The organism is Taishania pollutisoli (assembly GCF_014518315.1).
GTDB classification, from domain to species: Bacteria; Bacteroidota; Bacteroidia; order Flavobacteriales_D; family Crocinitomicaceae; genus Taishania; species Taishania pollutisoli.
Genome location: NZ_JACVEL010000002.1, coordinates 214,268 through 235,648, shown reverse-complemented (window position 1 = coordinate 235,648; position 21,381 = coordinate 214,268). Strand labels below are relative to the sequence as shown.

Below are 21,381 nucleotides of genomic sequence, written 5' to 3'. Positions count from 1 at the left end.
TAAATAAGAAGAAATAGTCAGTTAAAAAGATTCTATTTTCCGTACAAGTTCAACCCGTTCATTCCGGAGTCGCTCTTTTGTTGTTTCCATATCTCTGAACCAGCCATTCTCTGTTGCTTTTGCCCGTTCTTCCGGATTTGAATTTACATAATCAACTTTTACGTCAATTGCCTGAACCAACTCATCCAGTTCGGCAAGTTTTTCCTGGTAATACGCCTTGTCATGTTGTCGCTGAACGCCATATCTGTCAACAGAATATGTCTGTTCTGATTGGTGATTCGTTTGAGAAGAATTACTGATACTTGCTGCATTCTCCTTTGTTTCTTGTACTGACCTGATCTCTTTGTGAATAGTTCTTTCAGGAGTCCTTGTTACCTCCTGGCAAAGTGCGCTTTGTAAAGAGAAAGAGAAAATAATTAAACTGCTTGTCTTAATCATAGTTTTCATCTTTAGAGTTTTTGGTTTCAAAAGCATTGTGCCATTATTTATTCACAATTGTGAAAATCTAAACACTTTTTTAATAATACGATAATAATCAGGAAAGGTTGCTTCAGGAATAAAAATAATTGTTATAAATTATTTAATCCCATACATTTAGTGTACACTCTTGCCCATTAAACACAAGAAATGTGTTGTAATTAATCCATTCTCCCAAATTAAAATAAGTGGAATGCTTACCTATTTCAAGCTGAATCGGCAGGTGCCTGTGTCCGAAAACGAAATAATCAATGTGTTCTTTCCGGAGGTATTCTTTGGCATATATTGCGAGCCATTCATTTTCTTCACCTAAAAATTTTTCATCTGCACTTCCGGTAACAGAGCGGCTTTTGCGGGAAGAGAGGTCCGCCAGCCAGATTCCGAAATTGGGATGTAAACGGGCAAATAACCACTGACAGAAGCGGGATGCAAATACTTTTTTCAGGAATTTATATCCTTTATCACCCGGTCCCAATCCATCTCCATGCCCGATGTAAAATTTTTTCCCGTTCCATTCTCTTATGATTGGTTCCCGGTACAACTGCACGCCTAATTCTTTTGGTAAATAGTCAAAAATCCACATGTCGTGGTTTCCTGTGAAGACATGGACAGGAATTCCGCTATCGGTAATTTCAGCTATTTTTCCCTGCAGACGGACAAAACCTTTGGGAATGGCTCTTTTGTATTCAAACCAGAAATCAAAAATATCTCCGACTAAAAAGATTTCCGTCGCGTCCCGTTTTATTTCATCTAACCAACGGACGATCCGTTTTTCACGCGCCAGGCTTGATTCATAGTCGGGAACCCCAAGGTGGAAGTCCGATGCAAAATAAATTTTTGTTGGGCGTTCGAGTAGCGACATTATCAGAGATGACGGTAATTATTGTAACAGTCGCGCGACTGCTTCTTCCAGCGCAGGTCCTCTCAAATTGGTCTGAACGATGTTTCCCTCCTGATCAATCAACATCGTAAACGGAATCCCTCTGACCTGATAGATTTGACCGACAGCACTCTGCCATTTTTTCAAATCACTGACATGATTCGGCCAGATCAATCCGTCTTGTTCAATTGCTTGTTTCCATCGATCCAGGTTGTCATCCAAAGAAACGCTCATCACGGTAAATCCTTTGTCTTTGTATTTATTGTACGTAGCAACTACATTTGGATTTTCCTTTCGACACGGTCCGCACCAGGAAGCCCAGAAGTCAAGCAATACTACTTTTCCTTTCAAATCAGAAAGTTTCATTTTTGTTTTTCTGTCCAGCATCAATTCCTCAAAATCAGGAGCTGGTTTTCCTGCTGCAAATACATTATCCGCATCTTTCTTTGCTCTCAACTGCTTGTATGCTGCGACTAATTCTTTCACCCGCTTGCTCTGTCCGAAATTTTTGTTCACCGCATTGACAATTCCTTCAAAGGTATCGAAGTCATTGTTGGGATCAATCACATTTAACGCGGCAATCAGTGCCGGGGAGTTTTGATTTTCGCTATAAAATGTTTGGAAAACACCCTGAAAATCTCTCAGTGAAATCTGCATTTCCTGGTTGATCTGTTCAGATAATTCCGGATTGGTTTGCATCTTCTGAATGGCATCGTTGCGCAGGCGGATCCATTCCTGTGAAGCATAGGTAAACGTATGTAAGGCGGCGCTTTCGTCCGAATTGACAAAATTGGTAAATTTCCCTAATTGTTTTCCGTCACCGTATACTTTGATGTCGGAATTTTGACGAAGAATTAAATGAATGACTCCTTCATTGATTCGCAATACATAGTAATCACTTTGAGGAAGTTTTGTTGCCAGTTCAAATTTTCCTTCTTTATCAAGCTTGACGGTTGCAAAGTCCTGGAATTTGTTATTTTCCAGTTGCTGTGAAAGAATCATTTCCTTTGAAGTTGTATTGAATACACTTCCGCTTATTTTAACTGCAATCTGTTCCTGTGTCATTGCTGCAGTTCCCGTCAGCAATCCTGTAATCAATAATACAAATAGTTTCATTGTTTGTTATTTTAAAATTTCCGCCAGTCTCTTTTCCAACGCATCACCTCTTAATCCCACATCAATAATGTTGCCATCTTTTCCGACCAGTACCGTATGAGGAATCGCGCTAAATCCGTACAATTTAATTACAAATGACTTCCACCCCATCAGATCCGAGACGTGGTTGGGCCAGATCAAACCGTCTTGTTCAATGGCATTCACCCAACTTGCCTGATCTGTATCCAACGAAACAGAATAGATTGTAAATCCTTTGTTTTTGTATTTGTTGTACAGTTTCACTACGTTCGGGTTTTCTTTCCGGCACGGTCCGCACCAGGAGGCCCAAAAATCAATCAATACCACCTTTCCTTTCAATGAAGACAATTTAATCTCTTTTCCCTCAGGCGATTCCATTAAAATATCCGGAGCAGGTTTTTTACCCGTCTTCATGATTTCGTATTCGTTGTAACCGGATTCAATCTGTGTCACTTGCTGAATCAATGTTTGTGTAATCGGGGAATCGGCATGATTTTTTTCGTAACTGTCAGCCATTTTCCGCAATGTTTCTACGTTTTCCTTTGGGTAATCAACAAACCCCGTAGCCGGCATTAATGAATTGGATAGTACGATATTAAATGCACTGGCAGGATTTTTATTGATTTGTTCACGTGCATATTCGTCCATCGGCTTCTTCAATTCCAGGTATTTTTTCACCAATTCTTCCTGAGAAAGTTGCCCCTGTAATGCCATCAGTTCATTCTGGGATTTACTGAAACCGGCTACCAACTCCATGTATTTGCCGTACTGGTTGCCCCACTCCACTCCTGAAATCTTCGCACCAAAGGCAATGTTGCTGATATCCCCGCTGATCTTAATTTTATCACCTTTTTTTGCCGTAATAATAAGCGCATTATCAGGTTGCTCTCCAATTCGCAACTGGTAAATTCCCAGTCCGGGAATGTTTGTCTGCAAATCAAACTGTTCGTTTTCAATTACTCCATCGGCAACGGAGATGACACCGTTTTGCGAAACTGCTTCCAGGTATGCTTTTTGCCCGTTTGCACCTTTGATCGTTCCTGAAATAAACAGGTTGTTTTCTTTGTTTTCAGTCGAATCAGAAGATTCACTTGAATTACAGGACGTAAATCCTGCCAAAAACGCTACTAATATTACTACAACAATGTGTCTCATAATCAATTTTCCAATAATTCCCGCATCAATTGATTGGCTTGCTTCGGATCTGCTTTTCCTTGTGAGACCTTCATCAATTGACCCATAAAAAATCCTGTCAGTTGTTTTTCTCCGCTTTTATACCGCGCAACTTCGTTCGGATTCTGTTCTATTACTTTTAAAATATATGCCCTGATCGAATCTTCATTTGAGTCTTGTATAACATTAAGACGTTCAGCAATGCTCAAAGGTGGCTCCAACGGGTTTTCCGTCAACGCCGGAAATATCTTTTGCGAAGCAATTGAAGTGGAAATTTTTCCTTCTTCAATCAATTGAATCAAGGCAGCGATCTGCTGCGGTGCTACAGGGAAATCCGTAATTTCCAAGCCTCTGTGATTGAGGTAAGATTTCACATCTCCCATCACCCAGTTGGCTGCCGCTTTATAATTTTTCGTTGCCGCGATTACTCCTTCGTAATACAGTGCCAGTTCTTTCGAATCCGTCAAGACATACGCATCATAATCCGACAAGCCCAATTCGTTTGTGTATTTGATAAACAATTCACGCGGAAGCGGCGGCATTTCATTTTTAACGGCTTCAATTTGTTCTTTCCCTACATAAATCGGTTGTAAATCCGGTTCCGGGAAATACCGGTAATCGTTGGCAGCTTCTTTTGAGCGCATGGAAATAGTGATTCCTTTTAATGCGTCAAATGAACGTGTTTCCTGCGCAATTACTTCTCCTTTCTCAATCGCTTCAATCTGGCGGCTAATCTCAAATTCAATGGCACGTTGCACATTCCGGATGGAGTTCATGTTTTTCACCTCCACTTTTGTTCCGAACACTTTTGATCCCTTCAACATCACGGAAATATTGGCATCACATCGCAACGATCCTTCTTCCATGTTCCCGTCACAGATATCCAGGTAACGAACCAGCTTCCGTACTTCTGTCAGGTAATTGTATGCTTCCTGCGATGTTTTAATGTGCGGTTCCGATACAATTTCCAACAAGGGAACACCTGCGCGATTCAGATCAACCAGTGTGTCAAACACATCTACGTCGTGGATGCTTTTTCCGGCATCTTCTTCCATGTGGATACGCGTCAGTCCAATTGTTTTATCATTCCCGTTATCGTCTTTAATGATGATCTCTCCTCCTGTACAGATCGGCGTTTTGTCCTGTGTGATCTGATATCCTTTTGGAAGATCCGGGTAAAAATAATTTTTACGTGCGAAGTACTGATTGTCTGCAATATCGGCGCTACATGCCAATCCCAAACGAATCGCGTATTCGATTGTTTTTTTGTTCATCATCGGCAGTGTTCCGGGATGTGCCAGGGTAACAATACTCACGTTGGTATTCGGCTGTGCCCCGTATTCGTTCACATCATTGGAATAGGCTTTTGATTTGGTCAGCATTTGTGCGTGGACCTCTAACCCTATCACTGCTTCGTATTTATCTTTTATTTCCATTTATTCTTCCTAAAGAAACAAGAATCGCTCGCTACCTGAAGCTAAAGTCGCTTCGTTGCTAAACGCACTATTATTTATTTTAAAAGCCAGTTTAGATTCTGGTAATCAATTCGCGCATGATCAAGGTCATTTTCGGCTCTTGTCTGTTCGCAACATCAATTACATCCTGCAAGCTCACTTCTTTAATTTTCCCCGGAACTCCCAGGTCTGTAATAATTGAAATCGCAAAACAAGGGATGCTCATGTGACGGGCAACAATTACCTCGGGAACGGTTGACATTCCTACTGCATCCGCACCGATTACACGTACATATTTGTATTCTGCCGGTGTTTCCAGTGTTGGTCCTGTCAATCCCAAATAAGTTCCGACCGAAACTTTGATGTTATTTTCAGCAGCAATTCCTTTCGCCATTTCGATCATTTTTCGGTCGTACGGCTCCGACATGTCCGGGAAACGCGGTCCTAATTCATCAAAGTTTTTCCCCAATAACGGATGCTCCGGGAACATGTTGATGTGATCGTCCTGAATCATGATTTCACCTACTTCAAAGTCCGGGTTTACTCCTCCGGAAGCATTGGACACGAATAAGCGTTGAATTCCCAACAATTTCATCACACGTACAGGGAATGTAACCTGCTTCATGTTGTAACCTTCATAGTAATGAAAACGTCCCTGCATTGCAACGACCTGTTTTCCTCCCAGGTTACCGAAGATCAGTTTTCCTTTGTGGCTTTCTACGGTAGAAACCGGAAAATTCGGAATGTCCTTGTATTCAATCTCATCGATGATTTCGATCTCTTTAACCAATCCGCCCAATCCTGTTCCTAAAATGATTCCGATTGTCGGTTGAACATTCGTTCTTGACTTGATGTAGTCAACTGATTCTTTAAATTGTGTCAACATAGTTATTAATTAATTCATTAAACGCTTCTTCCCGATCCAATTGTACCGTTATTGACTGGTAGTACCACGGATAGTTTTGTTTTTCTGTTGTCGATAGCAATGGCTCCAGGCGCACAAAATCTTTCTCCGTTGTAACAATAATTGAATTTTGAGGTGTAAAAGTATCAAATTTTGCGTGAATTCTTGCTAAATCGGCAGCAGTAAATTGATGATGGTCCGAAAAAATGATGGAATCCACTTTATAAAACCGTTTTAGGTAGCTTTCCAATGGTTTCGGGTTGGCAATTCCTGTAATCAGCAGGACCTGTGTATATGCCGGAATTTCTTTTGCAAACGGAATCAAACTTCCATAAATGATCTGGGAAAAAAATACGGTTTTATCATGCTTCACCTTTAATTTTTTTATAATCGTTTGTTTTTCCGCATCGGACAGTAATTCCGGGCATTTCGTTACAACAATACAATCCGCTCGTTTCTTTCCACATTTCCACTCCCGCAATGTTCCTGCAGGGACAACCGCATCTGCATAATACGGCCGGTTGAAATCTGTCAGCAGGATAGAAAAGCCTGCTTTTACTTTTCGGTGCTGAAAGGCGTCGTCCAAAAGAATAACTGCCTGTTTATCCCGGGAACGAATGTAATCGACACCTGTTTTTCGATTTTCTGCAACAATAACCTGTGTTTGTTTTCCTACCCGTTTTTTGAACATAAGCGGTTCATCTCCTACTTCCGTTGATGTGTTTTCATCGTTCACTTCCAGTAACCCGGTCGTTTTCCGTCCGTAACCTCTGCTCAGCATGGCAATTGGATGGTCTTTTTTCAGTAAGTTCCACAAATAGAGTGTATGCGGACTTTTTCCGGTTCCCCCCATGCTCAGGTTACCAATTACAATTGATTTTCCGGGAATGGGATATGATTTTTTTACTCCGGTATCGTACAGCAGATTGCGAACTGCAGTGATGCATCCGTAGAGAAATGAAAAAGGGAAAAGCAAAATCCGTTTCAGAAACATGTGATAAAAGTAGGAATTAGTTGTGAATGTGGAATGATGAATACTGAATTATCAATGGAGTAATTATGAATTATCAAATGATGGAATAAGATTCTACTTATACGTTGTTAATAATTGAAAAATTAATAATTCTCAAAACAGTGTCAATATGATTAATATTAGCAACCATTGATTATTTAATCTGCTTTCGCAAGAAAAACATAGTTTTTGACAACTCCCTGTTCATCCTCCAACATAATAAAACCAACATCTGCATTGGGATACATATTCCTATACTGGATGACAACTGCCAGATCACTTACTTTTTCCCAGACTGGTTTCCAACAAGCATTTTTATCCCATCCCGGGGATCCCATCTCCCTCTCAAAGAGGACATTCGCATTCTCTTCTTTTAGTGTTGCTTTTGAAGAATTATGTATCAGCTGTTCTTTTGGGATGAATGTATAATTACCCGGCATAAAATTGTCCAGAGCAGCAGCATAAAAATCAGGGAATTTGCGGCAATACCCGCCATAAGGGTATGCAACATACCCCCATGTTACAGCAAGATTATCGAATCCAATCCAATACATATATGAATTAAGTGAGTCTATATATGTTGTCAGAGACATCCATACAGGCATTGAGTCCAAGGGAATTTGTCCATTTTGATATTTATACTCGTATCCATAGTTCACATCTTCTCCTACTTCCAATACTAACAAATTTCCTTTAGGCACCGATTTATAACCACTATTTTCTACTTGTTCCTGTACCTTCTCCTTCTTACAGGATACAATAATCAGAACAAACAAGAAGACGAATAATATCTTTATACATTTCCCAAAATCACGTACCATCTTTATACCTTTTATTTACCAGTCTCAAAAGTAACGATTTACATTTAATCTCAAAAGTTGTTATTCAAAATCGCTCATGCATTCAAAAATAGGTTGTAATCTTGCAAAAAATTAATTCTATGACCCGATTACTGATTATTTCAATGGCTTGTCTTGTACTGGCTGCATGTAAAAAAGATTCTGTGATGACCGGAAGCAATACCCAGGTATACAGATCTCCCCAAGGTTATCCTTCTAAAATCACTCCGACGCTTGTAGGGAATGTCCTCATCATTGAGAACGCGGATGTATATCCCAATATTATGGGAATTGTATCCGGTATGGCCAATTCAAATACAACGAACGACAAACTCAATTGGGTGAAAGACATTCAGATCAGTAAATTGCGATTGGCTTACGATGTACATGTTGAAATTATATCCGATGGAAGTTCATTTGTTAGAAACCACCTGACGGATTCTAAACTGATTTATTCGTATTACCCGAGTGATAACAGCGGAGAAAAAAAGGTAACACTCGCAAACTATGCCGGAATAGGAAGTACCAGTTCTCAAATCAATTACACCTCGACGGGAGAAGACATTACACAACTGATGAAAGACAATCCGGGAGGGCAATTGTATGTCTCCTTTTCATTCGATGCCAATTCACCTTCACCTGTTTCTTTGGGGTATTACATTGCTTTTGACTACGATTATTCTTACTCAACAATGGAATCAAAAAATAGTTGATTACCACATCACATTATACAAAAAACAGCGGGGTAAGATTTACACTCCACTGTTTTCTTTTTTATCAACTAACTATTACAAATTCAAATTTTAAGACAAGCCTTTCAACACATCTTCCCAGATATCTTCCACATGTTCCAGACCAATGGACAAGCGGATCAATCCATCAGTAATTCCGGATTCCAAGCGTTGTTCTGGCGTTAATTTGGAATGGGTTGTAGAAGCGGGATGTGTCGCAATGCTGCGCGTATCACCCAGATTCGCGCTTAAGGAAAATAACTGAAGGGCATCCAGGAATTTTTTCCCGGCTTCAATTCCTCCGTTGATCTCAAAACTGACAATTCCTCCACCCAATGACATTTGCTTTCTGGCAATTGCATATCCCGGATGTGATTCCAGAAACGGGTAACGTACACTGGCAACGGCAGGATGTTGTTCCAATCGCCGGGCAATCTCCAACGCACTCTGTGCATGTCGTTCGACACGAATAAACAGCGTTTCCAACGATTTGGATAAAATCCATGCATTAAACGGGCTCAACGCAGGACCACTATGCCGGGCAAATGCTTTGATCTGATCAATAATGGACTTACTCGCTAAAATAATTCCTCCCATTGTACGTCCCTGTCCGTCCAGGTATTTTGTAGCAGAATGAATCACAATGTCTGCCCCCGATTCCACTGGTCGCTGAATCACAGGTGTTGCAAAACAATTGTCGACGACAAGTAGGACCTTTTTTTGCCTGCAGATGGCTGATAAACGCTCCAGGTCAATGATATCCAGCCCGGGATTACTTGGTGTTTCCACATACACCATTTTCGTAGTTGCACCGATTGCCTGCTCATATCCCTCGTAGTCATTCACATCCACATAAGTTGTGGTAATTCCCCATTTCGGCAGTAATTCTGTCAGTACTTTATGTGTCGAACCAAAAACAGAGCGACTTGCCACAATGTGGTCATTTTGTTGTAAAAGTGCTGCAAATGTGGTAAAAACAGCCGCCATTCCTGTTGCCGTAGCCCATCCGGCTTCCGTCCCTTCCAATGTCGCCATTTTCTGTAATAATTCCTCCACATTGGGATTTGCATACCGCGAATAGATCTGCCCTTCTTTTTCTTCGGCAAACTGTGCCCTCATGTCTTCTGCATCGTCAAACACAAAAGAACTGGTCAGGTAAAGCGGCACGGAATGTTCCCCGTATGAACTTTTCTGACTCTGTAAACGGATCGCTAATGTTTCTCTGTTCATTCTTCGATTTTATAGGTATAATCAATTTTTATCTCATCGGACAGACTGGCATTAACCGAACAATATTTATACAATGCCAGCTCGATGGTTGCTTTCAATTGTTCTTCACTGATCACATTGCAAAAAATAAAATGCAGGGTAATGTGCTCAAACGGTGCCGGAACGGACTCTTTTCGTTTTGCTTCGATGTGTACTTCATAACACCCCAACAATATCCGCTTTTTGCGCAGAATTTGAATGACATCAATAGAGGCACATGCCGCAAGGCTTCCCGCCAGCAATTCCATCGGACGAAACCCTTTATTCTGACCGCCGATTGTTTCATTGGCATCAATCAAACACGTAATTCCCTGCTCATTTTTCAACTCCATTACAAACAGAGATTCCAATCGTCTTAAATTTAAATGCATCACCTTTTCTTTAAAATTCAACCTGATATTGCTTCTTTGATACTTCCAGTCCTTTCGCTTTGCTTTTATGAAGGATCGGCTCAGGAAGAAAAATGACTGATAAACCGGGAATACTGTTCAACTGAAATTTCTGTAATTCTGAAAAATCAACCCAACCGGTCTGGTAGGAATATCCTTCACTCTGAAACACCTCATCAATCCGAACAAACGGAATTTCATTGATCAGCTCCACAAATTCAGATCCTACATAAACCTTTACCAGGAAATTCCCGGAAAGTTTCAGGTTGTTATCCGTCGCTTTTTTGTATTCATATTTGTACGCATATTTAATTGCGGAAATATCGGAGAGTACTGCGCTGGCGGTAGGGTAACTCCCTGCTCCTTTTCCATAGAACAACTGCCGGTCAGCAAAGGCCCCCTCGACAACAATTCCATTGAATTCATCATTCACATTGTACAACAGGTTGGTATTTGTAATGAAATGAGGTGCAACATATCCCAACACTCCATCTTCAATGCGCTCTGCCCGCGCCAGGAGTTTGATTTTATATCCTTTCTCTTTCGCGTATGCCGCATCCGCTGCTTTGATGTTACGGATTCCGATCTGTTGAATTTTCCGATAATCTGCCGATACTCCGAATGCGTGCTTCAGTAACAGTGTAAGTTTGAATTTTGCATCAAATCCATCTACATCCAAGGTCGGATCAATTTCCGCGAACCCGAGTTCCTGGGCTGTTTTTAATGTTTCCTGGTACGTTCCTCCGGCCGCTAATTGTGTGAGAATGTAATTGGTGGTGCCGTTTACAATTCCTTCCACCGAAGTCAACAGGTCATTATTGTAATACTCTTCCAGGTTTCTCACTACAGGAATCGCTCCGCCGACTGCCGCTTCATATAAAAAGGAAACATCGTTTTCCCGCGCAAGGGCAATCAGTTCATCAAGATGCTCAGCAATCAGTTTTTTATTCGCGGAAACGACATTCTTTTTTCGTTTCAATGCTGTTGTTACGATGTCATACGCTGCTGCTGCATCATTGATCAGTTCCACGACCAGGTTAATCGACTCATCCTCCAAAATATCTTCCGGATCAAAAGAAAAATGATCTTTGCCAATGGAACGCGACTTGTTTTTGTCCTTTACGACAATCGTTTTGATCTGTGCATCCTGAATTTTAGATTCATTGATCACATTGTACAGTCCTTCTCCGACAACGCCGAATCCAAACAATCCTATTGTTATTTTACTACTCATTTTATTCTTTTTTAGTGGTTATTAATTGTAATTGATTGCTGACAAACCGGGTAAAGAATCCGGTAATTTATCTTCATAAAAAGCCCGGATACAGTGTGTCAATTGTTCGTATTCCAGCAAGAATCCATCGTGTCCGAAATCGCTTTTAATTTGCTCATAACGGGCATTTTGAATGTGTTCTGCCAAAAATTGTTGTTCCGAAACAGGAAACAGAACATCCGATTCGATACCTATGACCAGTGTTTTTGCTTGAATTCGGGCCAGTGCGTGTTCAACAGATTTCCGCCCTCTTCCGACATTGTGAGTGTCCATTGCCTTCGAAAGCAATACATAACTGTACGCGTTGAAGCGTTTTGCCAGTTTTTCTCCCTGGTACCGCTGGTAAGAACTCGCCAGAAAATCATCCGTCCGCTCGTTGTCACTATCCGTCTGGTTGGTTGCGTAACCGGAATAGGAACGATAGCTGAGCAATGCAATACTTCTGGCTGCGATGAGTCCTTTTACTCCTCCTTTGATGTTACCGTTTCCATACGTCGGGTCGGTATAAATTGCCATGCGCTGGCTTTCATTAAACGCGATTCCATACGCTGAATGACGGGCATTCGTTGCGATTAAAATGAGCTGTTCAATGAGCTGTGGTTCAGTAATCGCCCATTCCACTGCTTGTTGTCCACCGATGGATGCACCGATTAATGTGTTGATTGATTGAATTCCCAGGTGTTTCCTCAATAAGACATGTGCATTGATCATGTCCCGAATAGTAACACCCGGGAATTTGTCCAGCAACGGACGCTGGTTTAGTTGAGCGGTTAGCGGGCCTGTTGTCCCGTAATGTGAACCGATTGTATTTGCACAAACAATAAAATAATCATTCGGGTCGTACAGTTTTCCTGTTCCGACAATTCCCGACCACCAGTCCTGCGCATCGCTGTTTGCGGTAAGCGCATGGCAAACCCATACAACATTAGTTTTGGTTTTGTTGAGTTTCCCGTATGTATGATAGGTCATCGAAAAATGTTCGAGTACTCCCCCATTCTCCAGATGTAAAGGAGTATTGGTTGTATAACTATGCATGAAGAATTTGAATTTAAATGTGAAAGCAGGAATGTAAACTACCTGCTGTGCTGTTTATTTCTGAGTCGACAAATAATCAACAACAGCACATGACACATTGTTCATGCAAACAATTCGTTTTCGATGGAAACGAAACGGAAAAAAACGGTTGTTTTGAAAAATGTTTTTTCATCTTACTTTAATTTATATTTTTCCGAAGCACTATTACCCGGAACAGGAATTGGCACCGGTTTTCCAACCCGTCAACAGACGGACTTAAAGTTGGTTGCCAGAGGGTCGCAGAGCCTGTCTCTCGCCTCTTCTGTATAAATCATATCGGCAAAGAATGCCGTTCACCGTTGTGAAATGATGGAGCAAAATAATGAAGAAAAAAAATAATCTCCAAATTTTTCTTTGTATTTGGTGAATAAATCACTCATTCGGATCGTCGTAATGCCCTGTTTTTCTATGAGAATCACGTTTATCACTGGCAATATGTAAATCGAGTTGCGGATACGGCATATTGATCTTGTACTGACGGAACAACCTGTCAATTTCCATTCGGATCTCGGAACGGAAGTTATTGATTTGCCAACTTTGATCCGCCCAGAAAAGAAGTTCAAATTTCAGATTATTTTGCTGAAATTCGGACAAGCGTACCATCACCTCACTTGTTTTACTTACTTTGGTATGGCTGAAAGCCGCCTGTTTAAGCAAGCGTGTTACCAACTCCGTATCTGCACCGTAAGCGACGGGGACTTCGATTGAAAAACGCGACAATAAGCTTCCGTGGCTCCAGTTCTCAATACGGTTTTGGGTTAATTGTGTATTGGGCAGAATCAGGATATTTCCTTCCCGTGTTTCAATTTTAGATGTTCGCACACCGATCGCCACTACTTTTGCCACCAGCATTTCCTGCCCGTCCTGGTCCGGTAATTCGATGATATCCCCCACCATCAGGTTGCGTTCAACCAACAGGACAATTCCCGCGATAAAGTCTCTGAACACGTCTTGTAGTCCAAGTCCGACTCCGACCAAAATCCCCAATGACCCCGTTAGCAAACCGGAAATATTGCTGAACAAAATCTTGGACGCGATCATAATCGCAATGATGTAGATGACGTATTTACTGAATTGAACGTATACGTATTCCAGTCCTGCGTCGTAATCTTTTCGTTTGCGCAATCGCCGGGTAATGATGAGCTGGAACAGACGAACAGCAAGTTTGGCAAGGTAAAATACCGCTACAACAACAATGATATGCGAAAAACTCAGCTGAAAATTCTTTGTTTCAATGATTTTATATTCCAGGAACATCCGGAAGCTGACATCGGGGTTTTGTGTTTGAAGTACCAGGAAAATAATGTAACCGGCAACCAGGTAGATGAGCTGACCAACCAATCGCATGACGATTGTACGCTGGCCTTCCACACGAATATTGGATTGCGCCAGGTAACGTTTCAGCCTTCTGTTGATCAATTTTCTGGAAATCGATGCCAGCAACAGCGTTACCACTGTCAATAGTATATTCCAAATGGTGATTTCAAAAGGCCCTAAATGAAAAAGTACTGTGCTCATAATGTTATCTCAATATCGTCCGTCCCAATTCTTTTGTAAACTGTAATTTAATTTTCTCCAATGTTACCTGTTCCACCAGTAACAATGTCAATTCTTCCTCGTCCTGTATATCATTTTTTAATGCCTGGCGAATTTCATTGATCCGTTTTTCCAACTTGTACAACTTAAAGGCATAAATTGCCTGCGGAACAGCCTGTTTCAAACGGTCTCCGTCTTTTCGTGTTTCAATGTGGTGTTTGATGTACCAATTGTCGCTTATTTCGTGTTCATTAGCTTCAATGTCACTAACCAGTCGAACGATTTCCTGATCTTCCTGGCGTTTGAGAACAGAAGAACGGTATAGTTCATTATTGGCCAATCCTTCTGCATACACCTGGTGTATTTTGGCTAATACGGGAGTGTCAAAGAACAATTCATCTTCTTCGAGCTCATTACAGATGTATTGAATAACGGATATTTCCGTTTCTTCCATTTGCCCGTGCTCGTTCAATGCCATGACTTCTGTTGCCAGGGGACCGTACAATACCATCAGACGAATCAATGCAAATTCTTCCGGCTGTAGCCTGACCCCGGTTGCTGTTTCTGTAAATTCAGGAATAAATTCCGGGTATGTCTCAACCGCCTGGTGTTCGACGGGAAGCTCTCTTATTTCCGGTTCATTGAACTCTTTTGCCAGTGTATTTTTCCGGATTTTCAGTAGTTCCGAATCAAGGACTGCTTCCTGGATTTGAAATTCAGCAGCTATTTTCTGAATAAAAACCGTCCGGGTAATCGAATCGGGAATCAATCCGACCGAATGCACAATGTCTTTGATCAGTTCGGCACGTTTCAACGGGTCATCACCGTCATCTTTCAGCAGAATATCTGCCTTGAAGGAAATAAAATCCTGTGTATGTTCTTTGATGTAGTTTTCCAATTCAGAAGTACTCACTTTCTTGGAATAGGAATCCGGATCTTCTCCATCCGGGAAAAGTACCACTTTTACATTTAGCCCTTCCTGGAGAATCAAATCAATTCCTCTGAACGATGCTTTAATTCCCGCTGCATCTCCGTCGTAGAGAATCGTTACATTGTTCGTGTATCGCTTGATCAGACGAATCTGTTCTTTGGTAAGTGATGTTCCGGAAGAAGAAACGACGTTCTGGATTCCCGCCTGATACATACTGATGACATCCGTGTACCCCTCACACAAAAAGCAGTTATCATATTTGATAATGTCTCCTTTGGAATAGTACAACCCGTAGAGAATTTCACTTTTATTGTAAATGATGCTTTCCGGGGAGTTGAAGTATTTCGCAATTTTCTTGTCCGTAAACAAGGTTCTCCCTCCAAAACCAAGTACGCGACCTGAAACAGAATGGATCGGGAACATGACCCGGCCACGGAAAAAATCAAAGTTGCGGTCATCTTTGGTTTTGACCAGTCCGACTTTTTCCAGGTATTCCAGTTTATATCCTTTTTCTCTGGCAGCATCGGTAAAGTCCGTCCCTGAGTTTAAACAATACCCGAGTTGAAATTTCTCGATAATATCCGGACGGAATCCCCGCTCAACAAAATAGGACAGCCCGATAGACTTTCCTTCTTCTGTTCCGGTCATATTTTTCTTAAAATGCTCTTTGGCAAATTCATTGATGATGTGCAGGCTTTCCCGTTCGGAAATCGCTGCCTGTTCTTCGGATGTAAGTGGTTTTTCTTCCGGAATCTGGATACCGTACTTATCCGCCAGCCACCTCAATGCTTCCGGGTAGGAAAAATGTTCTTTTTCCATCAGGAATGTCACTACGCTTCCTCCTTTTCCCGTAGAAAAACATTTAAAAATCTGTTTCCCGGGAGACACAACAAATGAAGGTGTTTTTTCATCCGTAAACGGGGACAATCCTTTCAGGTTTGATCCTGCCTTTTTCAGACTCACAAATTCTCCTATGACCTCCTCTATACGAGCGGTTTGCATGATGTCGTCAACAATATGCGGGGGAATGTTTGCCATTTTTCTTTTGAATACTCAAAATTACAACAAATCTTTCAGATAGGAACACCCCTGCAGCATGAAGTCCGATAAGTTTAAGGCCTGAAAACGGTTATTTACTGATCCACGTTTCTATGTATTCCAGTTCCTTGTCTTTTTGCTGAAGCAAATCATCAATGGAATAGTCAATCGCTACGTGCGGCAGCACACCTCTTCCCTTTTCGACTCCCGGAAATGCATGATCTACGTGAAAAAACGGGATCATGACCCTGATTTGAGATGCCGGTAGTACAAACCAACTCATCAGAATCCCGTTGGAACCTTCATCTCCACCGCCTGTTTCCGTTCCGATAAACTGAGCTGCCGTTTTGTGCTTCAGATAGGATGCTACTGAAGAAGCCATTGAGAACGTTCCACCGTTTGTGAGGACAAAAACAGAACCGTTGAATGCATGCTTACGGATTGGTTTATAGGTCAAGCTATTTGTCCGGTAACCTTGCTTGTCTTTTCTATCGGGAATGAGTGCGAACAAAAATTTTGTCAATGCATTTTTACTTTCCGGTTGTAATACATCTTTGGATTTTTTCCGGTCGGATTCATAGAAATGGTAACTGAATTTTTCCCGCATAAAATACCTCAGGAAATAATTTCCATTCGGGAAATAACCACCGCCATTCCCTCTCAGATCAACGACAAGGTGATCTGCTCCGGTTTCGTCTATCTCTTTAAAGATTGCTTTGTATGTCTTTTTAAATGTACGGGTGTTAAAACTTTTCACCCGGAGCATATTCCATTTCGAATCCCTTTTGAACTGGTACAACTCCGCATGTGTGAATTCCTTTGTCAGTTTCCAACGGGTAGTGTCCGGCAGCTGCCGTTTCTCTTCTTTTTGGGGAAGAGTTGTCTCGGCAGGAAGAATTATTTTTCCCGTATTCCCTTTCTGTTTATACTCCACTTCATAAGTCGGTTTGTGACCATATAGAAACCGATAATACGTACGGAAATTGTCCTGAATGTTGTAATCAATGAATGATTCCTGCCAACCATCCCGGGGCTGGATCTGTTTTAGTTCCTGAATGATCTCCGTCACTGGTTTCTGTTCGATCGCAATTAACTCGGCTCCCGTCAATTCATCCATTCCATCCACATGCAGTTCTTTGATGTACATTTTTCCTTCCACATAATAGATATCAAACGGAATAAAGGCATAATCCGCACGGAAATAAGCATAGCTTGCTTCTGAGGGAATGGCAACCGTGTGACCACACCCGATGCGAGCCAGGTAGATTCGGACCAGCTGGTGTAATTGTAACTCCGAAATACTGTCCCGGATTGTGTGCAAAATGGAATCAGCTGTACCTTCAAGTGTTTTTTCTTCAACGAATTCATGTAACGCCGGATGGTATTCACGAAGTGTCAAAATCAACGAACGGAAATCACTTTTTGCAGCATCCGTACTCAATCGTTGTGGTGGCTGAATTGTTTCCTGTCCGTTTGTATGGAATGTACTATATGTGAGGAAGAAGAGTAAAATGGTTATTTTCATGTGGAAGACAATTATCACGTTTTCATGTATTCTGCATCGCAGGTAGTCATTCTGAACACCATTTGAACGGTTTGAATGCGGCATTAAATTAAACAAAAAATCCTTCAGTGTGATTACTGAAGGATTTTTTGTTATTTATCAATGGTCTTATTGTTATGCCAATACTTTCGGTGCTGCGTTTTTAATCGCGTCACTTGTTTGATCTGCATATTTTTCGAAGTTCTTAACAAACTGTCCTGCCAGGTTATTTGCTTTTTCATCGTAAGCAGCTTTATCTGCCCACGTTTCACGCGGATTCAGTATTTCTGACGGCACATTTTCACAAGAAGTAGGGAACTCCAATTCAAACACCGGCAATTTCTCATACGACACATTGTCCAGTTTTCCCGTCAATGCTGCTGTAATCATTGCACGTGTGTAGCTCAGTTTCATACGGCTTCCTACACCATACGAACCTCCGGACCATCCGGTGTTGATCAACCATACTTTGATGTCTGTTCCTTCCAGTTTCTTTCCAAGCAATTCCGCATATTTTGCAGGGTGTAACGGCAAGAATGCCGCTCCGAAGCATGCTGAGAATGTTGTTGTCGGCTCTGTTACTCCTACTTCAGTACCTGCAACTTTTGCCGTGTATCCGGACATGAAATGATACATTGCCTGTTCTTTTGTCAAACGGGAGATCGGAGGCAATACTCCGAACGCATCACATGTGAGGAAGAAAATATTTTTAGGTGCAGAACCGATGGACGGTACCGCTGTGTTTTCAATGTGTTCCAACGGATAAGAAACCCGTGTATTTTCTGTGATTGAATTATCTTCATAATCCGGAGTGGAAGTTCCGTCTACAAAACCAATGTTCTCCAGAATTGCTCCGAATTTAATCGCATCATAGATTTGTGGTTCTTTCTCACGGGATAAGTCGATTGTTTTTGCATAACATCCTCCTTCAAAATTGAAGACCGTGTTGTCGGCCCATCCGTGCTCATCATCACCGATCAAACGTCGGTTCGGATCAGAGGACAATGTTGTTTTTCCTGTTCCTGACAACCCAAAGAAAACCGCAGTGTCTCCTGCTTCACCAATGTTAGCGGAACAGTGCATGGATAATACGTTTTTCTCGTGTGGAAGAATAAAGTTCAACACAGAGAAAATCCCTTTTTTAATTTCTCCGGTGTATCCCGTACCTCCGATGATGATCATCTTCTTTGTGAAATTCAATACTGCGAAGTTGTGCTGACGGGTTCCGTCTACTTCAGGAATCGCTAAAAACCCGGGAACACATACGATGTGCCAGTCTGGCGTAAAGTCTTCCAATTCAGCATCCGTAGGGCGAAGAAACATGTTGTTCGCAAAATGGTTTGACCAGGGAAATTCGGTAATTGTACGAACATTCAAACGGAAATCGTCATCTGCACACACATAGTTGTCACGTACATACACGTCCTTTCCGATCAGGTATGCTTTCATGCGGTTGTACAACGCATCAAATTTCTCAGGAGAAAACTTGATGTTAATATCACCCCACCACACTGCATTTTCTGTTTTTTCGTCACATACCACGAAACGGTCTTTTGGAGAACGTCCGGTAAATTCACCTGTTTCTACAGCGATTGCTCCTGTATCAGTTAACATTCCTTGTCCCAGCAAAATGGTGTCTTCCACTAATTCCGCAGGGGTTAAATTCCAGAATTGGTTGCCCAACTTATCGAGCCCGATAGATGTTTTTAAATCTGTGTTTTTACCCAACTTTCCAAACATATCCATAATTGTATCCTATTTATTAGCTATGCTATTATTTTCGCCACAAATTTAGCGGTTCTATTTGGATGAACGCCTAAAACAGTCAGATATTTTCCAACAGGCATTCTAAATATTGTTAACAACTTAGTGTTGATGCCAGAAGCGAGATACCAGATGTTAGAGTATTAGAAGCTAGACGTTAGATAATGAGAAGTGATCTGTTGAAAGCGAGAAGTTTTTTTTGGGTAGAAGTAATCTATCAGCTAATCATAACATCAATTTATTACCAAGTCATAATGTCAATGCATCGTACTATCAAAAAGTCATAATATCAACTAATCATAATGCCATATGGTGAGCAATGAAATGATAGTGGTTAGGCGTCTCGGTCTTATAGTTTTATTTTTAGTCCATACTCATTTTTCATGGTTAGCAGAGCTTCGGCATTTCCTTTGGCGTCATCGACAGGATGATGGGTGTGTTTTGTTTTCCGCAAATGTTTGAAGTTCTTAAAGGTATCCTGTAACAATCCTTTATACAAACTTCCCAGGTTTTGTGAGCTGAACCCAAACGGATTTTTTCCTGTGAAATGGTGAAAGTACCAACAGACAAACATCCAGTCAAACCCGTTGTTATCGCTGATAAAAACCGGTTGATCTTTGCACACTTCCCGAATCCATTTCGCAAAGTTTTCCATAACAATTTTTGGATCTTCAAAAGCCAACGTCTCTTCACGGGAGTGCCCGGAAACGACTAATGCTTCCGGGATAAACCGGTCTGAAACAGGACGTAGTTTCCCATAAAATGTTTTGTTCAACTCCTGATCAACAAGGACTGCACCAAACGAAATCATCGAGTAATCTCCCGGAATCGGCCCGTCACTTTCTATGTCTACCATGATGTATGCCATCTCGTTCGTTTTTGTTCTTACTTATTTTTTAATTCTTCTTCTTGTTGTTGCTTTATCCTGAAAAACATTTCTTCTGACACTTCCTGCCCGTACGCGTACAAGTTTTTAATTTGCACCTCTTCCATCCTGGCAAAAGCAAATTCGGCCGACTCTATTGTCAGCATCTCGAAGCGGGCATTTGTCAGATCCGCCCCTGTAAAATCGCAAGTTTTTATACCTCCATTCAAAAACGTAGCATTTCGCAGGTTGGCATTCCGAAAACTCACATACAATGCACAGTGTTCGAATGTAATTCCTTCCAGGTTTTCGTTATCAAATGACACATTCTCCAGGTCCAGGTCTTTAAAATACCGTTGTCCGTTCCGGTAAGCTTCCAGGAAATCATTTTTTTGGTCCTCAAAGGAAAGTAACTTTAGAATTTCTCCTGTCTTTGGCTTTTCACGATGTCCGTTTGGCTCTAATTTGTACTGAAAAATACAATTTTTGTCTTTCTGCAGCAATTGCTGCTTTGCGGTTTCCCTTGCTTCAACCGAGCTAAAACGAAGGTGTGCCAGGCTTTCCGTTTCATTCTCAAAACGGGTCACCTCATCAACGATAAACCCGGGAATAACCCGCTGGTGAATTGTCCAACTGTACCCGGATGTCAACGATTTCAGAATGCTTCCATACGCAAGCCCCCTGAAATGACTCTCCAATTCGGCAATCATCCCGATATTGGAAACACTCCAGGCTTGTATGACTTTACAGGTTTGCTCTTTCATGAGAATGGCACCTTTTATTTAAACCGGACAAGCTGATCTTCAAATAGTTTCAATTGTTCATCGAATCGTCCGTTTTGAAGGTCGATGGAAGCAATTGCTCCCTGCTCATCTCTTCTTTCCGGAAATTGTATACTCAATCGCACCTCCTGGACACGATTTTCAGACAGTGGATCGCCCATAAAACAAATCACTAATTCTGATTGTGCATACCGGCAAATCTTCCAGTGTTCCAAATCCCACCAAAACAGACCGGAGCCGATTTCAATAATTTCCCAATCGTTGCGCTGTAACAGGTGTTGAATGTGTTGTTTGTACGTCATCGCGGTTTACA

General features: G+C 41.5%; 20 protein-coding genes and 1 riboswitch. Of the genes, 1 reads left to right on the top strand and 19 read right to left on the bottom strand.

Going from position 1 to position 21,381, the window contains the following annotated elements; all coding sequences use genetic code 11:
- Positions 1–21: 21 nt before the first annotated feature.
- From H9Y05_RS04210 to H9Y05_RS04175, 8 genes are all read right to left on the bottom strand, one after another.
- Positions 22–447 carry a hypothetical protein gene (locus H9Y05_RS04210; protein ID WP_163490887.1) on the bottom strand — a complete coding sequence of 142 codons (426 nt, stop codon included), beginning with the start codon at positions 445–447 and terminating at the stop codon, positions 22–24.
- A 133-nt stretch (positions 448–580) separates the two neighbouring features.
- Positions 581–1,339 (bottom strand): UDP-2,3-diacylglucosamine diphosphatase, encoded by a 759-nt coding sequence (locus tag H9Y05_RS04205; protein ID WP_216713583.1) that lies wholly within the window; start codon positions 1,337–1,339, stop codon positions 581–583.
- Between the two features lie 18 nt (positions 1,340–1,357).
- The gene (locus tag H9Y05_RS16290) at positions 1,358–2,473 is read right to left on the bottom strand and encodes a TlpA family protein disulfide reductase (protein WP_235992107.1); all 1,116 of its coding nucleotides are present in this window, start codon (positions 2,471–2,473) and stop codon (positions 1,358–1,360) included.
- 6 nt (positions 2,474–2,479) lie between these two features.
- Positions 2,480–3,646, bottom strand: coding sequence for a TlpA disulfide reductase family protein (locus H9Y05_RS04195; protein ID WP_216713582.1), 1,167 nt, complete (start codon positions 3,644–3,646; stop codon positions 2,480–2,482).
- A 2-nt stretch (positions 3,647–3,648) separates the two neighbouring features.
- The gene (gatB, locus tag H9Y05_RS04190) at positions 3,649–5,100 is read right to left on the bottom strand and encodes an Asp-tRNA(Asn)/Glu-tRNA(Gln) amidotransferase subunit GatB (RefSeq protein WP_163490890.1); all 1,452 of its coding nucleotides are present in this window, start codon (positions 5,098–5,100) and stop codon (positions 3,649–3,651) included.
- Positions 5,101–5,191: 91 nt separating this feature from the next.
- Positions 5,192–6,004 carry a purine-nucleoside phosphorylase gene (locus H9Y05_RS04185; RefSeq protein ID WP_163490891.1) on the bottom strand — a complete coding sequence of 271 codons (813 nt, stop codon included), beginning with the start codon at positions 6,002–6,004 and terminating at the stop codon, positions 5,192–5,194.
- Positions 5,988–7,016: a tetraacyldisaccharide 4'-kinase gene (gene lpxK / locus H9Y05_RS04180; protein ID WP_216713581.1), complete on the bottom strand. Its 1,029-nt coding sequence runs from the start codon at positions 7,014–7,016 to the stop codon at positions 5,988–5,990. Before lpxK ends, H9Y05_RS04185 begins: the two co-directional genes overlap by 17 nt.
- A gap of 176 nt (positions 7,017–7,192) precedes the next feature.
- Positions 7,193–7,855 (bottom strand): hypothetical protein, encoded by a 663-nt coding sequence (locus H9Y05_RS04175; RefSeq protein WP_216713580.1) that lies wholly within the window; start codon positions 7,853–7,855, stop codon positions 7,193–7,195.
- Positions 7,856–7,974: 119 nt separating this feature from the next.
- Here H9Y05_RS04175 and H9Y05_RS04170 point away from each other — a divergent pair, with 119 nt between their 5' ends.
- Positions 7,975–8,586 carry a hypothetical protein gene (locus H9Y05_RS04170; protein WP_216713579.1) on the top strand — a complete coding sequence of 204 codons (612 nt, stop codon included), beginning with the start codon at positions 7,975–7,977 and terminating at the stop codon, positions 8,584–8,586.
- A gap of 90 nt (positions 8,587–8,676) precedes the next feature.
- Here H9Y05_RS04170 and H9Y05_RS04165 read toward each other — a convergent pair whose 3' ends face one another.
- The 11 genes from H9Y05_RS04165 to H9Y05_RS04115 all read right to left on the bottom strand — a co-directional run bounded on the left by H9Y05_RS04165 (position 8,677) and on the right by H9Y05_RS04115 (position 21,370).
- Positions 8,677–9,834, bottom strand: coding sequence for a trans-sulfuration enzyme family protein (locus tag H9Y05_RS04165; protein WP_216713578.1), 1,158 nt, complete (start codon positions 9,832–9,834; stop codon positions 8,677–8,679).
- A complete protein-coding gene (locus H9Y05_RS04160; RefSeq protein ID WP_163490896.1) occupies positions 9,831–10,244 on the bottom strand; it encodes an OsmC family protein in 414 nt (137 codons plus the stop codon). The genes H9Y05_RS04165 and H9Y05_RS04160 overlap by 4 nt, the downstream gene beginning before the upstream one ends.
- A gap of 10 nt (positions 10,245–10,254) precedes the next feature.
- A complete protein-coding gene (locus H9Y05_RS04155) occupies positions 10,255–11,496 on the bottom strand; it encodes a homoserine dehydrogenase (protein WP_216713577.1) in 1,242 nt (413 codons plus the stop codon).
- 21 nt (positions 11,497–11,517) lie between these two features.
- Entirely contained in the window at positions 11,518–12,570 is a 1,053-nt protein-coding gene (locus H9Y05_RS04150) for a homoserine O-acetyltransferase family protein (RefSeq protein WP_216713576.1), read from the bottom strand.
- Positions 12,571–12,750: 180 nt separating this feature from the next.
- A riboswitch (SAM riboswitch) is annotated at positions 12,751–12,882 on the bottom strand.
- Between the two features lie 99 nt (positions 12,883–12,981).
- Positions 12,982–14,127 (bottom strand): mechanosensitive ion channel family protein, encoded by a 1,146-nt coding sequence (locus H9Y05_RS04145; protein WP_163490899.1) that lies wholly within the window; start codon positions 14,125–14,127, stop codon positions 12,982–12,984.
- Positions 14,128–14,131: 4 nt separating this feature from the next.
- Positions 14,132–16,114, bottom strand: coding sequence for a DNA primase (dnaG, locus tag H9Y05_RS04140; protein ID WP_216713575.1), 1,983 nt, complete (start codon positions 16,112–16,114; stop codon positions 14,132–14,134).
- Between the two features lie 91 nt (positions 16,115–16,205).
- Positions 16,206–17,639, bottom strand: a complete 1,434-nt coding sequence (locus H9Y05_RS04135; protein WP_216713574.1) for a S41 family peptidase — start codon at positions 17,637–17,639, stop codon at positions 16,206–16,208.
- 153 nt (positions 17,640–17,792) lie between these two features.
- Entirely contained in the window at positions 17,793–19,403 is a 1,611-nt protein-coding gene (pckA, locus tag H9Y05_RS04130) for a phosphoenolpyruvate carboxykinase (ATP) (protein ID WP_205729552.1), read from the bottom strand.
- Between the two features lie 367 nt (positions 19,404–19,770).
- Entirely contained in the window at positions 19,771–20,289 is a 519-nt protein-coding gene (locus H9Y05_RS04125) for a 3'-5' exonuclease family protein (RefSeq protein WP_216713573.1), read from the bottom strand.
- 17 nt (positions 20,290–20,306) lie between these two features.
- Positions 20,307–21,050 carry a pentapeptide repeat-containing protein gene (locus tag H9Y05_RS04120; RefSeq protein ID WP_216713572.1) on the bottom strand — a complete coding sequence of 248 codons (744 nt, stop codon included), beginning with the start codon at positions 21,048–21,050 and terminating at the stop codon, positions 20,307–20,309.
- A gap of 14 nt (positions 21,051–21,064) precedes the next feature.
- Entirely contained in the window at positions 21,065–21,370 is a 306-nt protein-coding gene (locus H9Y05_RS04115; protein WP_163490904.1) for a hypothetical protein, read from the bottom strand.
- Between the last annotated feature and the right edge of the window lie 11 nt (positions 21,371–21,381).

What these genes read in the sequence shown, in the direction of transcription:
- H9Y05_RS04210 (WP_163490887.1), bottom strand. Translation starts at nt 447, where the DNA reads ATGAAAACTATGATTAAGACAAGCAGTTTAATTATTTTCTCTTTCTCT.
- H9Y05_RS04205 (WP_216713583.1), bottom strand. Translation starts at nt 1,339, where the DNA reads ATGTCGCTACTCGAACGCCCAACAAAAATTTATTTTGCATCGGACTTC.
- H9Y05_RS16290 (WP_235992107.1), bottom strand. Translation starts at nt 2,473, where the DNA reads ATGAAACTATTTGTATTATTGATTACAGGATTGCTGACGGGAACTGCA.
- H9Y05_RS04195 (WP_216713582.1), bottom strand. Translation starts at nt 3,646, where the DNA reads ATGAGACACATTGTTGTAGTAATATTAGTAGCGTTTTTGGCAGGATTT.
- gatB (WP_163490890.1), bottom strand. Translation starts at nt 5,100, where the DNA reads ATGGAAATAAAAGATAAATACGAAGCAGTGATAGGGTTAGAGGTCCAC.
- H9Y05_RS04185 (WP_163490891.1), bottom strand. Translation starts at nt 6,004, where the DNA reads ATGTTGACACAATTTAAAGAATCAGTTGACTACATCAAGTCAAGAACG.
- lpxK (WP_216713581.1), bottom strand. Translation starts at nt 7,016, where the DNA reads ATGTTTCTGAAACGGATTTTGCTTTTCCCTTTTTCATTTCTCTACGGA.
- H9Y05_RS04175 (WP_216713580.1), bottom strand. Translation starts at nt 7,855, where the DNA reads ATGGTACGTGATTTTGGGAAATGTATAAAGATATTATTCGTCTTCTTG.
- H9Y05_RS04170 (WP_216713579.1), top strand. Translation starts at nt 7,975, where the DNA reads ATGACCCGATTACTGATTATTTCAATGGCTTGTCTTGTACTGGCTGCA.
- H9Y05_RS04165 (WP_216713578.1), bottom strand. Translation starts at nt 9,834, where the DNA reads ATGAACAGAGAAACATTAGCGATCCGTTTACAGAGTCAGAAAAGTTCA.
- H9Y05_RS04160 (WP_163490896.1), bottom strand. Translation starts at nt 10,244, where the DNA reads ATGCATTTAAATTTAAGACGATTGGAATCTCTGTTTGTAATGGAGTTG.
- H9Y05_RS04155 (WP_216713577.1), bottom strand. Translation starts at nt 11,496, where the DNA reads ATGAGTAGTAAAATAACAATAGGATTGTTTGGATTCGGCGTTGTCGGA.
- H9Y05_RS04150 (WP_216713576.1), bottom strand. Translation starts at nt 12,570, where the DNA reads ATGCATAGTTATACAACCAATACTCCTTTACATCTGGAGAATGGGGGA.
- H9Y05_RS04145 (WP_163490899.1), bottom strand. Translation starts at nt 14,127, where the DNA reads ATGAGCACAGTACTTTTTCATTTAGGGCCTTTTGAAATCACCATTTGG.
- dnaG (WP_216713575.1), bottom strand. Translation starts at nt 16,114, where the DNA reads ATGGCAAACATTCCCCCGCATATTGTTGACGACATCATGCAAACCGCT.
- H9Y05_RS04135 (WP_216713574.1), bottom strand. Translation starts at nt 17,639, where the DNA reads ATGAAAATAACCATTTTACTCTTCTTCCTCACATATAGTACATTCCAT.
- pckA (WP_205729552.1), bottom strand. Translation starts at nt 19,403, where the DNA reads ATGGATATGTTTGGAAAGTTGGGTAAAAACACAGATTTAAAAACATCT.
- H9Y05_RS04125 (WP_216713573.1), bottom strand. Translation starts at nt 20,289, where the DNA reads ATGGCATACATCATGGTAGACATAGAAAGTGACGGGCCGATTCCGGGA.
- H9Y05_RS04120 (WP_216713572.1), bottom strand. Translation starts at nt 21,050, where the DNA reads ATGAAAGAGCAAACCTGTAAAGTCATACAAGCCTGGAGTGTTTCCAAT.
- H9Y05_RS04115 (WP_163490904.1), bottom strand. Translation starts at nt 21,370, where the DNA reads ATGACGTACAAACAACACATTCAACACCTGTTACAGCGCAACGATTGG.